The sequence below is a fragment of the Aquimarina sp. Aq107 genome (assembly GCF_943733665.1).
Taxonomy (GTDB): Bacteria; Bacteroidota; Bacteroidia; order Flavobacteriales; family Flavobacteriaceae; genus Aquimarina.
In genome coordinates this window covers 1,395,062-1,408,853 of record NZ_OX030782.1, presented here as the reverse complement: position 1 = coordinate 1,408,853, position 13,792 = coordinate 1,395,062, and the positions used below count along the sequence as shown (strand labels likewise).

Annotated in this window: 13 protein-coding genes; 10 read left to right on the top strand and 3 right to left on the bottom strand. The window is 32.2% G+C overall.

What is annotated here, in order from left to right; translation table 11 throughout:
• Complete coding sequence (locus NMK29_RS05670; protein WP_108802610.1) at positions 1-675, top strand: type II CAAX prenyl endopeptidase Rce1 family protein; 675 nt, start codon at positions 1-3, stop codon at positions 673-675.
• Between the two features lies 1 nt (position 676).
• On the opposite strand, the gene NMK29_RS05665 is transcribed toward NMK29_RS05670, so the two are convergent.
• Positions 677-1,144: a nuclear transport factor 2 family protein gene (locus NMK29_RS05665; RefSeq protein WP_159092149.1), complete on the bottom strand. Its 468-nt coding sequence runs from the start codon at positions 1,142-1,144 to the stop codon at positions 677-679.
• A 157-nt stretch (positions 1,145-1,301) separates the two neighbouring features.
• Between NMK29_RS05665 and panB the strand changes: the two genes are divergently transcribed.
• The 3 genes from panB (at position 1,302) to NMK29_RS05650 (ending at position 3,850) form a co-directional block, all read left to right on the top strand.
• A complete protein-coding gene (gene panB, locus NMK29_RS05660) occupies positions 1,302-2,120 on the top strand; it encodes a 3-methyl-2-oxobutanoate hydroxymethyltransferase (RefSeq protein WP_027393996.1) in 819 nt (272 codons plus the stop codon).
• 55 nt (positions 2,121-2,175) lie between these two features.
• Positions 2,176-2,874 (top strand): RluA family pseudouridine synthase, encoded by a 699-nt coding sequence (locus NMK29_RS05655; protein WP_108802608.1) that lies wholly within the window; start codon positions 2,176-2,178, stop codon positions 2,872-2,874.
• A 94-nt stretch (positions 2,875-2,968) separates the two neighbouring features.
• Positions 2,969-3,850: a hypothetical protein gene (locus NMK29_RS05650; protein WP_108802607.1), complete on the top strand. Its 882-nt coding sequence runs from the start codon at positions 2,969-2,971 to the stop codon at positions 3,848-3,850.
• A 26-nt stretch (positions 3,851-3,876) separates the two neighbouring features.
• Here NMK29_RS05650 and NMK29_RS05645 read toward each other — a convergent pair whose 3' ends face one another.
• Entirely contained in the window at positions 3,877-4,737 is an 861-nt protein-coding gene (locus NMK29_RS05645) for a DMT family transporter (RefSeq protein ID WP_108802606.1), read from the bottom strand.
• Between the two features lie 11 nt (positions 4,738-4,748).
• The gene (locus NMK29_RS05640) at positions 4,749-6,293 is read right to left on the bottom strand and encodes a hypothetical protein (RefSeq protein ID WP_108802605.1); all 1,545 of its coding nucleotides are present in this window, start codon (positions 6,291-6,293) and stop codon (positions 4,749-4,751) included.
• A gap of 193 nt (positions 6,294-6,486) precedes the next feature.
• On the opposite strand from NMK29_RS05640, the gene NMK29_RS05635 reads away from it, so the two are divergent.
• The 6 genes from NMK29_RS05635 (at position 6,487) to NMK29_RS05610 (ending at position 13,789) form a co-directional block, all read left to right on the top strand.
• On the top strand, positions 6,487-7,659 hold the full coding sequence (locus tag NMK29_RS05635) for a 2-isopropylmalate synthase (protein ID WP_108802604.1): 1,173 nt from the start codon (positions 6,487-6,489) through the stop codon (positions 7,657-7,659).
• Between the two features lie 36 nt (positions 7,660-7,695).
• Positions 7,696-9,078: a 3-isopropylmalate dehydratase large subunit gene (gene leuC / locus NMK29_RS05630; RefSeq protein WP_108802603.1), complete on the top strand. Its 1,383-nt coding sequence runs from the start codon at positions 7,696-7,698 to the stop codon at positions 9,076-9,078.
• A gap of 4 nt (positions 9,079-9,082) precedes the next feature.
• On the top strand, positions 9,083-9,670 hold the full coding sequence (gene leuD, locus NMK29_RS05625) for a 3-isopropylmalate dehydratase small subunit (protein WP_108802602.1): 588 nt from the start codon (positions 9,083-9,085) through the stop codon (positions 9,668-9,670).
• 64 nt (positions 9,671-9,734) lie between these two features.
• Positions 9,735-10,850 (top strand): 3-isopropylmalate dehydrogenase, encoded by a 1,116-nt coding sequence (gene leuB, locus NMK29_RS05620; protein ID WP_108802601.1) that lies wholly within the window; start codon positions 9,735-9,737, stop codon positions 10,848-10,850.
• Positions 10,851-11,454: 604 nt separating this feature from the next.
• On the top strand, positions 11,455-12,468 hold the full coding sequence (locus NMK29_RS05615; protein WP_108802600.1) for a hypothetical protein: 1,014 nt from the start codon (positions 11,455-11,457) through the stop codon (positions 12,466-12,468).
• Positions 12,469-12,478: 10 nt separating this feature from the next.
• On the top strand, positions 12,479-13,789 hold the full coding sequence (locus NMK29_RS05610; protein ID WP_108802599.1) for a hypothetical protein: 1,311 nt from the start codon (positions 12,479-12,481) through the stop codon (positions 13,787-13,789).
• Positions 13,790-13,792 lie beyond the last annotated feature (3 nt).

Below are 13,792 nucleotides of genomic sequence, written 5' to 3'. Positions count from 1 at the left end.
ATGTTTAAAGAAATTGTATTTCATAAAGTAAAAACATTATTTGTAAGCTACTTCCGATTATTCGGATTATACATACTATTCTTTATCTGCGTAGCATTTCTTCAGAGTATTTTCCCGTATTTAGATCTACAAAAATATTCTCAGGATGGTATTTTCGAAATTCTAAAAGAAAACAAGCTCAAAGCATTTTTTGCGATGGTAGTCTTTGCCCCTTTCATAGAAGAATTGATGTTTAGAACATTATTAAGACCAAAAACAACAGATCTTATATTGTTTTTAACATCTTGGTCTCTTTTTATCATTGGGCTATTTATTACAATTGAATTTGAATGGTATTACCGATTCTTATTATTAACCTTTTTAGTAGTCGTATTATTTTTTTCTTACAAGAAAGTAATATCTAACTCTTTTTTAGAAAAAGCTATTATTTACTTAAATAAACATCGATCAATTACACTCCAGGTTACATCAATAATTTTCGGTTTCCTCCACATTTTTAACTATGTGGATTCTTTTAGAATAGATAGTATTTTGTTTTTATTAATTGTTCCCAGAATTATTGCTGGTCATATGTTTGGTAAGATAAAAATAGAGAACAATCATATGATTTGGCCGATACTTTTACACGCTATAAATAACGGAGTTGTTTTTTTAATAATAAGTAGTAGATATTAAGTTATTCACAACCTTCTTTTCTTCGAGTATCTGCAATAGCTATTATTTTCCATGTATTACCATCATTAAATAGTTGGAATATATTAACCCCACAATGACTAAACTGATCATTTACATAAAATTCATAAGGAGTCCAGATCTGTGCAATATGTTCATCGGCATCAATTTTAAAATCCAACAATTTCTCTAACCACTTCTGATCTTTTGGTCTATTATGTATAACCTCTAAGAACTTATTCATATCAGTATTAATAGCCTTTGTTTTGCCTTCTTTTGTTCTAGCAATTGTTTGCATGGTTATACTTGGAGCTATAGTTTTTCTAATCATAGAAGTATCTCCTTTATGGAATCCTTCAAAAAAATCTAATACAGCTTGTTTTGCATTTTTATCATTAATATTTATTTCTTTTTGGGAAAAAGCAACATTACACGAAATTAACAAAGAACATATAATTAGGAATCTACACATAATAAATACAACTTTAATTGACCTAAAATTAGGCTTTTAATTATTCTATCAAAAGTATAAGCAATACTTCTTTTAAATAAATTTAAATCAAAAATAATATACTCTTGTTACGATCTTTCTAATTGATTACTTTTACGACACTAAATTAACTTATAAAATGTCTACAGCAAAAAAGGATTACAAGCGTGTTACTGTAAAATCTCTAGTCGAGATGAAAGCCAATAAAGAAAAGATCTCAATGCTTACTGCATATGACTATACGATGGCGAAAATTGTAGATGGCGCTGGAGTTGATGTAATTTTAGTAGGTGACTCTGCATCTAATGTTATGGCTGGTCACGAAACAACATTACCTATTACGTTAGACCAAATGATCTATCACGCATCTTCTGTTATCAGAGCAATACACAGAGCATTAATCGTAGTAGATTTACCTTTTGGTAGTTACCAAAGTGATCCTAAAGAAGCGTTGCGTTCTGCAATAAGAATTATGAAGGAATCAGGAGGACATGCAGTAAAACTTGAAGGTGGAAAAGAGGTAAAAGAATCGATTAAGAGGATTTTAAACGCAGGTATTCCTGTAATGGGACATTTAGGATTAACACCACAATCTATTTATAAGTTTGGTACTTATACTGTTCGTGCAAAAGAAGAAGAAGAAGCCAAAAAACTTAAAGAAGATGCTTTGATGCTTGAAAAAGCTGGGTGTTTTGCACTGGTATTAGAAAAAGTACCTGCAAAATTAGCAAAAGAAGTTGCAGAAAGCCTTACCATCCCTGTTATTGGTATTGGTGCAGGAAATGGTGTCGATGGACAAGTATTAGTAACCCATGATATGCTTGGAATGACTCATGAGTTCAACCCTCGTTTCTTAAGACGTTACTTAGATTTATATACAGAAATGACAAATGCATTTCAAAAGTATGTTTCTGATGTAAAATCGTTAGATTTTCCTAATGATAATGAACAATACTAGTGTCATAGTTGTTTTCATTTATTAATTTGTGATAATTCTTATTACTTAAGAAAAATTGTTCGAAAAAATAACATCAAATAAATCCAATCTTCAAGTACTCTTCGAAGATAATCATCTTATTATCGTTAATAAACGGTCAGGAGATATTGTGCAAGGGGATAAAACTGGAGATCAACCATTAAGTGAAGTCGTTAAAGAATACATCGCAGAAAAATACGATAAACCTGGTGCTGTTTATTTAGGTGTAGTTCATCGGCTTGATCGTCCTACCAGTGGTATTGTGGTTTTTGCAAGAACCAGTAAAGCACTACCTAGACTTAATAAGCTTTTCGCAAATAAAGAAGCTAAAAAAACATATTGGGCAGTTGTAAAAAATCCTCCTCCAAAAGAAAATGATAGTCTTGTACATTGGTTGAAACGTAATCCAAAACAAAATAAATCGTATGCTCATAAAAAGGAGGTGCCTGATAGTAAAAAAGCTGTTTTAGACTATAGAATTATAAAAAAACTAAACAACTATTATCTTTTAGAGATTGACCTTCACACTGGTAGACATCATCAAATAAGATCTCAACTATCCCATATTGGTTGTGTGATTAAAGGAGATTTAAAATATGGAGCTGACCGAAGTAACAAAGATGGTAGCATCCACTTACACGCAAGAAAATTAACGTTCTTACACCCAGTAAAAAAAGAACCTTTAACAATAATAGCTCCTCCTCCATTAGACTCTATCTGGAACGATTGTATTTAAGCTGCATTTTTTTGCAGGTAACGTTTTATGCAATTGCAATACTAATAAATAGAAAGAAATCTCTTTTTTCTATTTTATTACTAATTAAGAATATATGGAGTACATATCATATTCATCAGAATTATTTAAAAATATTGATTGGAATTTTATCTGGAGTATTATCAGAGATATTGTAATTCCTAATTCGGGGACTTTGATTTTTAACATCATCCTTTTTTTATTCCTAGGGTTTATTATCACAATTATGTACTGCGTTTTTTTATGGCGTAAAGGCATTTTAAAAAGAACTCCGCGGTATTATAATTGGGCAGTAAAGTTATATATTCCATTATTGCTTATTGGAATACTATACATCTTTGGACAATGGGGGTTTTTAAGAGGTATATATAAAATACTAGATAACGAAAAAGCGGTTATTGTACAAGAAGTATTTGAAGGATCTATGTCTCAAGTATTTGAATCCGAAGAAGCCAAAAATAAATTTATACTTTCATTACAAGGACTTGCCATAAAAGCAAAATCAGGTTCGCAAGATTATGCTGTTATTTTCGAAAACTATCTAAAAAACCATAATACGGGGAATTCTGTTGTCAATAAAACAAAAAACAAATTAGCAAAACATATTGTTAATCATTACAGTGATGACCTTTATAAATTAACAGTGTATGCATTTATAACATCAGCAGGAAGAGGACATATTGATTTTTCTGAAGCATTACCGTATGAGGAATTTAGTACTGTAATGGATTTATTATTAGAAGTAGGATATAAAGATATAGAAAAAGTAGTCATTGATAAACTAAATAAGTGGTTTGCATTAGTAATAAGCTCTCAATACAATGCAATGGTAAAATCACTACTAATACTATTATTCCTAATTCTAATTATTCCATTATTAGAATATTTTATTTACAAACAATGGATCGCTCCAAAATACGTCCCTAAAACTACTCGAATAAAAAATAATAATTCCTGATAACAGGTATTTACGAGTCAAATGATTTATTTGTATGATCTCACGCTCTCTATTACCACTGAAGTTAGAATTAACATCCCACCTATAATTGTTGTTAAAACAGGTATTTCTTTAAGAAAAATTATGCCTATAATAATACCATATACTGGCTGTATACTACTTATAATACTCGCTGTTGTAGCAGAAAAACGCTTTAAACTAAACAAAAATAGTGTATGACCAATAGCAGTAGTAAGAATTGCCAATACTAAAGTCCAAGGCCATTGCGATACAATACCCGAACTATCCATTATAAAGAGTGTTGGTAATAATATAATACTAATAACAACAAGTTGATACCACATTAGCATGGAACCATGATAATTACTTACTTTAGTTTTCATGATTAAGTTACGTAATGCATAGCATAAAGCAGATACTACTCCAAATCCAACGGCTTGAGCATAAGAATTATCTAAACTAAAATTTGGAACTAAAAAATAAATTCCTAATAACACTAGAGCCCCTAAAACCAAATGCATTTTCTGAAATTTAGTTTTCAAAAGTATTGGTTCTAAAAATGAAGTAATTACAGGATATGTAAATATAGACAGCATACCAATAGCCACATTGGACATTTTTAATGCATAGAAATATGTAATCCAATGCAACCCCATTAAAACACCTCCGATAATAATTATAAATCGATCGGAAGAAGCTATTCCAAAAGAGATTTTTTTCCATTTACAAAATAAAAACAATATGACTCCTGCCAATATCGCTCTAAAGGCAATAGTAACTGGCACAGGCATATCAATATATCTGCCCAATGCGCCAGAAGTGCTTATAAAAAGCATGGCAAGGTTTAATTCTAAAATATTGCGTAGGTGATGAGAATTTTTTGGCATAAATTATATAGTTAGCGAACTAACTTTTTCGATTTTTCTTTAATAATATCTGCAACAGGTCTACTTTCGATATTGCTTTCTAGCCAAGATAAAATATCTAAATACAAAAATGCTCTTTTTTCGTAAGGATGATCCTCATATTGTTTTAAAGTTTTATGGAGTTTTCTAAATTCGTCCTTAATTTGATGAGGAAAGATATCTCCAAGGTTTTTCAGAAATTTAATCATCTCCTTTTGCACCTCATAAAGATCATCCATTTTAATTAAAAATCTGTAAGTTTCTTTTAGCTGAGTTTCTAGATGATAATCCATACCAGCCTCATAATGTGCTACAAGGCTTAAAACTCTAGCAAAACACATTAAATCCTCACGCATCTTTAGTGACTTATTGTTAATGATCTTGCTCAGATATTCTATGCACTTACGATGATCCGCCATCCCAAAATACAAACAACCTATTTTATAATATAAAACCATAATATGATGATCATCTAAACGGTTTTTATACTCGGTGATACCATCTAAGATTTCAGTAACTAAATATTCTCCTTCATCAAAAGTACCTTCCAGAAAATGCACATTCAATCTATTATTATAAATAAATTGAAATGAAAGTACCTCAATATTATCATCTATTGGAAAATCATCTGATTTAATAGTTTTTTCAAACTTACTCAATGTTAATTTTAATTGCGTTTTATCCTGAATAAGATACAAGGACTCTAATAAATAATGATTTCCTCTAAGAAAAAATACTGGGTTAAGAATAATCATTTTTGGATTTTCATAGAAAAGATCAACCCACTTTTTAGAATATTTATAGCAGGACAAGAAATCCTGAACCATAAAACTATACCACAAATGAGCCTTATATAACCATAGTTTTTCTCTGAAACCTAAAATATTCCAATCATACTTAGGTAATTTACTTTCGAAATAATTGGTAATAATATTATGTTCCTTATCATTTCGTACATACCCGCTTTTTATCATCAAACCATATAACTGAAGTGAAAGATTTGATAATCGACTAGTAAGCACGTTTTTCATGCTCAACATCTTTGCCTCTATGGTTAATTCATCTGCTCGGCTATTGATACTTCTTGTTATATATTGTGTTTCTATTACTTTTTCTAATTCTACAATTTCATAGGCAATATTATTCTCTTCATTTTCTTTTGCTAAAGTTTTAGCTTTATCTAGAATTTTCAGACTTTGCTTATACAATCCTTTATGATATAAAATAGTGGCAAAATCGAGTTGTTCTCTTATTTGTGACCTTATATTTTGATGTAACGGACTTAATCTAAGACTGATCAAAATTTGTTTATACAAATGCGCTTTGAGATTAGATAGTTGTTGTTTTTTTACAATCCCCTTAGCCACAATTAATTCTTCATCTAAAGTTTCACTCTTATCCAAATGATTAAAAAGTGCTAAAAATTTAGAATCTGTATTTACTCCAAGTCTACCAACATACACCTTAAACTGTCGTTTTTCGGACTTAGATAGTGACTTCACTAAAACAAACAAAGGATCTTTTTGATCATTAGTCATTGTAAGAAAATATATTGTAATTAACTGATTAAGAATTAATTAAGCTTATTTAAAAACATTTCAACATTGTAAAACATGTAGCTAAATCCCTTCTTTTTGAATAACCAAAATATAAATTCGTAAGAGAATACTAAAACATCTTAGAATATATTTTCAAAAGAAATTATCAAAATTAACAATTCACATAATTCCTATGAGCGATAATAAAGTCCAAATTTTTGACACCACGTTAAGAGACGGAGAACAGGTCCCTGGTTGTAAATTAAATACGAAACAGAAGTTAGTTATTGCGGAGCGATTGGATCTTCTAGGAGTTGATGTAATAGAAGCTGGATTTCCAGTTTCTAGTCCTGGAGATTTTACTTCTGTAAATGAAATTGCAAAAATTGTAAAAAACGCAACTGTTTGTGGATTAACCAGAGCCGTAGAAAATGACATTAAAGTGGCAGCAGAAGCTCTTAAATATGCAAAAAAACCTAGGATTCATACAGGAATCGGAACATCAGAATCACATATTAAATACAAATTTAATTCTACTCAAGACAAGGTAATTGAACGAGGAATTGCTGCAGTAAAATATGCTAAATCTTTTGTTGAAGATGTGGAATTTTATGCGGAAGATGCCGGTCGTACAGATAATGAGTTTTTAGCCAAAGTATGTGAAGCCATGATCAAAGCTGGAGCAACAGTACTTAATATTCCTGATACAACAGGCTATTGCTTACCAGAAGAATACGGTGAAAAAATAAAATATTTAAAAGAGAATGTAAAAGGTATTGAAAACGTTATTATTTCTTGTCACTGTCATAATGATCTTGGATTGGCAACAGCTAATTCGATTGTTGGAGCTATAAACGGTGCTAGACAAATAGAATGCACCATTAATGGTATTGGAGAACGTGCAGGAAATACTGCCTTAGAAGAGGTAGTAATGATTATGAAACAACATCCATATCTACACCTTAATACTGATATTAATTCCAGATTATTATATGACACTAGTTTAATGGTTTCTGAAAGCATGGGAATGATGGTACAACCAAACAAAGCTATCGTTGGAGCAAATGCTTTTGCGCATAGCTCAGGAATACATCAAGATGGAGTTATTAAAAACCGTGAAACATACGAAATTATTGATCCTGCAGAAGTTGGAGTTACAGAATCTGCTATTGTACTTACTGCAAGAAGTGGTAGAGCAGCATTGGCCTATCGAGCGAAAAAAATTGGATACGAATTAACAAAACTTCAACTAGATCAAGTGTATAAGGAATTTTTAAACTATGCTGATAGAAAGAAAGAAGTAATTAATGATGATATTCATGAAATTATGAAAACTGTTCAGGTAGAAGCTGTTGCAGTAGCATAACATTTTTTCCTCATTACTTCTAGAATAACATAACATATGAAGAAGACATTATTTGATAAAGTTTGGGACGCTCACGTCGTCAAAGAAGTAGAGAATGGCCCTCAAATACTTTATATAGATCAGCATCTTATCCACGAAGTTACAAGTCCACAAGCATTTAATGAACTTGAACAGCGTGGAATTCCTGTTTTAAGACCTAATCAAGTCGTTGCAACTGCTGATCATAATACACCAACTGTAGATCAGCATTTACCAATAAAAGATCCGTTATCTCGGAATCAGCTAGAACAACTGACAAAGAATTGTGACAAAAACAATATTACTCTTTATGGACTAGGACATAAGTATAATGGAATTGTACATGTAATGGCTCCAGAACTTGGTATTACACAACCAGGAATGACTATGGTTTGTGGTGATAGCCACACCTCTACCCATGGTGCATTTGGTTCTATTGCCTTTGGTATAGGAACCAGTCAGGTAGCTCAGGTATTTGCGAGTCAGTGTTTATTACTACAAAAACCTAAAAGTCTTAGAGTAAGCGTGAATGGAAAGTTACGATCTGGTGTACTTCCAAAAGATGTCATACTCTATATAATTGCAAAATTAGGAACCAATGCTGGTACCGGATATTTCTGCGAATATGCAGGTAATGTATTCGAAGAAATGTCGATGGAAGGTCGTATGACCGTATGTAACATGAGTATCGAAATGGGAGCTCGTGGAGGTATGATTGCTCCAGATGAAACTACTTTCGAATATGTAAAAGGACGTGAGTTCGCTCCAAAAGGAGATGCATATGACAAAAAAGTAGCGTATTGGAAAACACTACCTACAGATCAAGGTGCTATTTTTGATAAAGAATACCATTTTGATGCAGCTGATATAGAACCTATGATTACCTATGGAACCAACCCTGGAATGGGGATTAAGGTTACAGAAAATATACCTTCAGAAAACAACGCTTCTTTCGAAAAATCATTAGCATATATGAATTTTGAAAAAGGACAATCTTTAATCAATCAACAAATTAATTACGTTTTTATAGGAAGCTGTACAAACAGTAGAATTGAAGATTTTAGAGTAGCAGCTAACTATATTAAAGGTAAGAAAAAAGCAGAAAGTGTAACAGCATGGTTGGTACCAGGATCACAACAAGTAGCTTCTCAAATTGTTGATGAAGGATTACACGATATTTTTGAAGAAGCCGGATTTAAACTAAGACAACCTGGATGCTCTGCTTGCTTAGCGATGAACGACGATAAAATACCTGAAGGAGCATATTGTGTTTCTACATCTAATAGAAATTTTGAAGGCCGCCAAGGACAAGGAGCTAGAACAATTCTTGCCAGTCCATTAATTGCCGCCGCGACAGCAGTTGAAGGAAAAATTATTGATATCACTAAACACCTAAATTAAAATTATGGATAAGTTTATCAAACTCACATCCACTGCAATACCATTGTCTATAGAAAATGTAGATACTGACCAAATCATTCCTGCTCGTTTTCTTAAAGCAACGGATCGAGAAGGTTTTGGAGAAAACCTTTTTAGAGATTGGCGTTTTCATAAAAACGGAAGTATTAATACCGATTTTGCACTAAATAACACCAATTACTCTGGTAGTATTCTAGTAGCGGGCGATAACTTTGGTTGCGGCTCGAGTAGAGAACATGCAGCTTGGGCTATTCATGATTATGGAATAAAAGTGGTTGTATCCAGTTTTTTTGCTGATATATTTAAGGGAAATTCACTAAACAATGGACTATTACCTGTTCAGGTATCGCCAGAATATCTTCAGAAACTATTTTCAGAAATCAAAAAAGATCCTTCTACGTCTATTGAAGTAGACTTAGAAGAACAGAAAATTACGATTCTTTCTTCAGGATCTTCAGCCAATTTTGAAATTGATAATTATAAAAAAATGTGCTTGATGAATGGCTATGACGACATTGATTTCTTAATTAGTAACCAATCAGAAATTGAAGCTTTCGAAAAAGCAAGGATATAATATACAAAGATCATAATTAGGCCATAGAAAACTATAAAGCTCATTATGATATAACAAACTACTTATGAAACTAGAAATTGCTGTATTATCAGGAGATGGAATTGGACCAGAAGTTACTGGCCAAGCCGTAAAAGCAATGGAAGCCATTGCGCATCGTTTTGATCATTTATTTACTTTTAAAGATGCTTTAGTTGGAGCTATAGCTATCGATAAGACTGGTAATCCATTGCCGGACAAAACACTACAACTCTGTGCAGACACAGATGCAGTACTTTTTGGTGCTATTGGAGATCCAAAGTATGATAATGATCCTAGTGCTCCTGTACGCCCAGAACAAGGATTATTGAAATTACGAAAAGAATTAGGTTTATATGCAAATATACGTCCGGTAAAAGCATATGAAACTCTGTTAGACAAGTCTCCTCTTAAAAAAGAAATAATAGAAGGTACTGATATTTCGATATACCGAGAGCTTACTGGTGGTATCTATTTTGGAAAAAAACAGCTAAATGAAGAAGGAACAATTGCTTCAGATTTATGTGAGTACTCCAAGGAAGAAATTGAACGCATCTCTCACCTTGCGTTTAAAGCAGCTCAAAAGAGAAGAAAAAAATTAACATTAGTAGACAAAGCTAATGTACTGGAATCTTCTCGTCTATGGAGGAAAGTAGTTACAGAAATTGCAAAAGAATATACTGATGTAGATTTAGATTTCTTATTCGTAGATAATGCTGCTATGCAAATGATCCTAAATCCTAGCCAATTCGATGTAATTTTGACAGAAAATATGTTCGGAGATATTATCTCTGATGAGGCCAGTGTAATTGGCGGTTCTATTGGCTTATTAGCGTCTGCTTCTGTTGGTGACACTTGTTGTATGTTCGAACCGATTCATGGATCCTATCCACAAGCAACAGGAAAAGGAATTGCTAATCCAATCGCGGCAATTCTTTCTGCAGCTATGTTATTGGAGCATTTTGATCTTATGGACGAAGCTAACGCAATAAAAGATGCTGTAGAAAAGGCACTAGAGCTAAACATTACCACTCCTGATCTTAATAGTCTAAATCCTTTAACTACCGAAAAAGTTGGAGACTTTATATATGATTACATACTAAATCCAGAAGATTCTAATATCAATTTTGAAAATATACACGTAGGACAATCTACGATCATATAATATTAGTTATATATTTTTTTAAAAAGCAATCAGGTGGTTTCATCTGGTTGCTTTTTTTTATTTGATTTTCAGGTTTTTAAACCTATAGAACGGTATTGATGTTTATCGAACTTCGATAATCTCGGCCCTCTTATAATTCTCATTAACCTCTTCGCAGACTGAAGTTCTCATAATCTTATCTATTATACATACGAAGCTTGTCGCGTTTCGACTACACCGAAACCTAACTTATTTTGTATTACATAGAGAACCTTGAATATAGTCGAAGGGTCAGTTTTCATATTATTTCAAAAAAAATGAATTTTGATAGTAACATATTACAATCTCAAGACACTATATATTATAAAATAAAACCAAACGGGGAACTTTAGAAGAATAAAAATATAAAAACATTAAGGGATTTAAGCTAAAAAACTCATTACCAAACAACTATTAAAATATTAGAATTTCGTGCATTAAGAAGTTGTTAACAATCAATTATTTAAACGATGGGATTACCTTATTCATATTATATTTGCGCCCTTCTTTTAAATACCAAAAGGTATAAACCCTAAAACGGAAGATTTAAATATAGTCAATTAATAATATTCAATTTTTTTAAATTATGAGTAAGTCATTGTTTTTTCTGTGTGTTTTAATTTCTAGTATTAGTGTTTTTGGACAAGATCATTATGAAAAGAAGTATTCACTTGGTCAACATTCTGGAGGTAAATGGTATAAGCTTATGAATTTTGATTTAAACGGAAATGGAAATCATAATTCAGTAAACATTTCTGTTAATTTTCACTACGTAAATACTTGGACAAAATATAATGGTACTGCAATCTTAAGACTTAGAGAAAACTCCACTAATGATTGGCAACACAACGTTTCTGGAACAAATATGCCTGTTTTAAAATTCAAAAAAATATCTGCCAAGGTATCTGAATTGTGGGCATTTTCCCAAAGTGGATGGGGACATCTTTCCTTTACAGCTGTGGTTACTAAAGAAGCTCCGTTTATCGTCACTATAGCAGATACTCCTATAGAATCTTTAAACATCGACTCATTAGAAGATGTTCCAACAAAAGGTGATTGGTATTTTCCGTCTGGTAGAATAGAAATTGCTCAAGACGATAATCAAAATGAAGACAAAGGACTACTAATTACTGAAAAAAATAACTCTCAGAAAATACATCTTCATCTTGCGGACAACGCAAGTGGTGAATATGGGTATTTATCCTTAGGAGGGCAAACTAGTTTAAGAGGAAATGGTAAACCATCCTATTTTGAAGGATTCGTTGGCATTGGTACAACAAATTCATCTGGTTTTAAATTAGCCGTAAACGGAAATATTAGAGCTAAAGAAATTAAAGTAGAAACCAATTGGGCAGATTATGTATTTAAAAAAGATTACAACCTCCCTACCCTACAACAAGTAGAAGATCATATCATAGAAAAAGGTCATTTAATCAACATCCCATCTGCGGCAGAAGTAGAGAAAAACGGCATCCAATTAGGTGAGATGAATGCTAAACTTCTAGAGAAAATTGAAGAACTGACTTTATATACTATTGAGCAGGAGAAACGTATTAAATCCCTTGAAGAGAAATTAAACAATGTACTAGACAACAAATAACCCTTAGAATATGAAAAAAATTATCTTATTAATATTGTGTATTACCAGCTTAGGATTAAATGCTCAAAATGAAATAAACAAAACAGTTTCTGTAGATGGACCTGGTTGGAAAAAAGTTGCAAGACTTGATGGAGCGTATGGAAGAGGTTACAATGAAGTTACACTCTTAACTACCGGGGGTTCATCGACACCAAGAGTCGCTAAAATATCTTGGTTTAAAGGTTGGTCTGCATATGGTGGTCTAAATCTTAGTTCAGTCAGTGACAATGGATATTGGTCTGATGCAAGAATTACCTATGATAGTACAAAAGCCTATTTAGAAATTAATTTTACTAGCGCAATACCAGTTTTAAAAGTCTATTTGGATCAATCTGCTTGGATAGGAGGAGACATTTTAGAAGGCATACTTCCCGTTGGCTCAGGTACGGTACTACTAACTGCAAAATTTGGAAGATTAAATTATGGAGAAAATGATTTATACTTAAGTTATGATGGGAATTTAGGTATAGGCAAGTCTAATCCGACCAGAAAATTAGATGTTAACGGATCAATAGCTAGTCAAGAATTTCTAAGTGTTCAAAAAGGAGGTAGCTATTTAGTAAGTCTTAATGGACAAGAGCACGGATATATTACAGGAAGAAATTCTAGCTTTGAAAATAAATTTCTGATTGCGTCAAATGGAAATACATTTTTCAATGGAGGAAACGTAGGAATTGGAACCACAACTCCTGCTTATAAACTAGATGTTACCAGTACAGTTAGAGTTGGAGACGATAATTGGGGTGCTTTAATTATAAATGGTAAAGCAAAAAATGATTGGCTTTTTAACGCCCATAATGATGGAAATACTTTCGGTATAAGAACACAACGAGATAATGGAGAAGCTAGTTGGTCATATCAAATAATGACATTTCAACGTTCAACAGGTAATGTAGGTATTGGCACCACAACTCCAGATGCCAAATTAGCCGTGAACGGAAATATCCATACCAAAGAAGTAAAAGTAGATTTAATCGGTTGGGCAGATTATGTGTTTAAAGAAGATTACAACCTCCCTACCCTACAACAAGTAGAAGACCATATCTCTAGTAAAGGTCACTTGATCAATATACCATCCGCTGCAGAAGTAGCAGAAAATGGGATCCAATTAGGTGAAATGAACGCTAAACTCTTAGAGAAAATTGAAGAATTGACCTTGTATACTATTGCGCAGGAGAAGAAGTTAAAGGAGCAAGAAAAAATTAATAATCAACTTAAAACAAATAACCAAAACCTTGAGGCTAGATTAGCTAAGGTTGAGACGTTGTTAGGTAAAGAATAAATA

Coding starts and splice junctions, on each gene's coding strand:
- leuC (WP_108802603.1), top strand. CDS start 7,696: ATGAAGAAGACATTATTTGATAAAGTTTGGGACGCTCACGTCGTCAAA.
- NMK29_RS05670 (WP_108802610.1), top strand. CDS start 1: ATGTTTAAAGAAATTGTATTTCATAAAGTAAAAACATTATTTGTAAGC.
- NMK29_RS05650 (WP_108802607.1), top strand. CDS start 2,969: ATGGAGTACATATCATATTCATCAGAATTATTTAAAAATATTGATTGG.
- NMK29_RS05610 (WP_108802599.1), top strand. CDS start 12,479: ATGAAAAAAATTATCTTATTAATATTGTGTATTACCAGCTTAGGATTA.
- panB (WP_027393996.1), top strand. CDS start 1,302: ATGTCTACAGCAAAAAAGGATTACAAGCGTGTTACTGTAAAATCTCTA.
- NMK29_RS05640 (WP_108802605.1), bottom strand. CDS start 6,293: ATGACTAATGATCAAAAAGATCCTTTGTTTGTTTTAGTGAAGTCACTA.
- NMK29_RS05645 (WP_108802606.1), bottom strand. CDS start 4,737: ATGCCAAAAAATTCTCATCACCTACGCAATATTTTAGAATTAAACCTT.
- NMK29_RS05635 (WP_108802604.1), top strand. CDS start 6,487: ATGAGCGATAATAAAGTCCAAATTTTTGACACCACGTTAAGAGACGGA.
- leuD (WP_108802602.1), top strand. CDS start 9,083: ATGGATAAGTTTATCAAACTCACATCCACTGCAATACCATTGTCTATA.
- NMK29_RS05665 (WP_159092149.1), bottom strand. CDS start 1,144: ATGTGTAGATTCCTAATTATATGTTCTTTGTTAATTTCGTGTAATGTT.
- leuB (WP_108802601.1), top strand. CDS start 9,735: ATGAAACTAGAAATTGCTGTATTATCAGGAGATGGAATTGGACCAGAA.
- NMK29_RS05615 (WP_108802600.1), top strand. CDS start 11,455: ATGAGTAAGTCATTGTTTTTTCTGTGTGTTTTAATTTCTAGTATTAGT.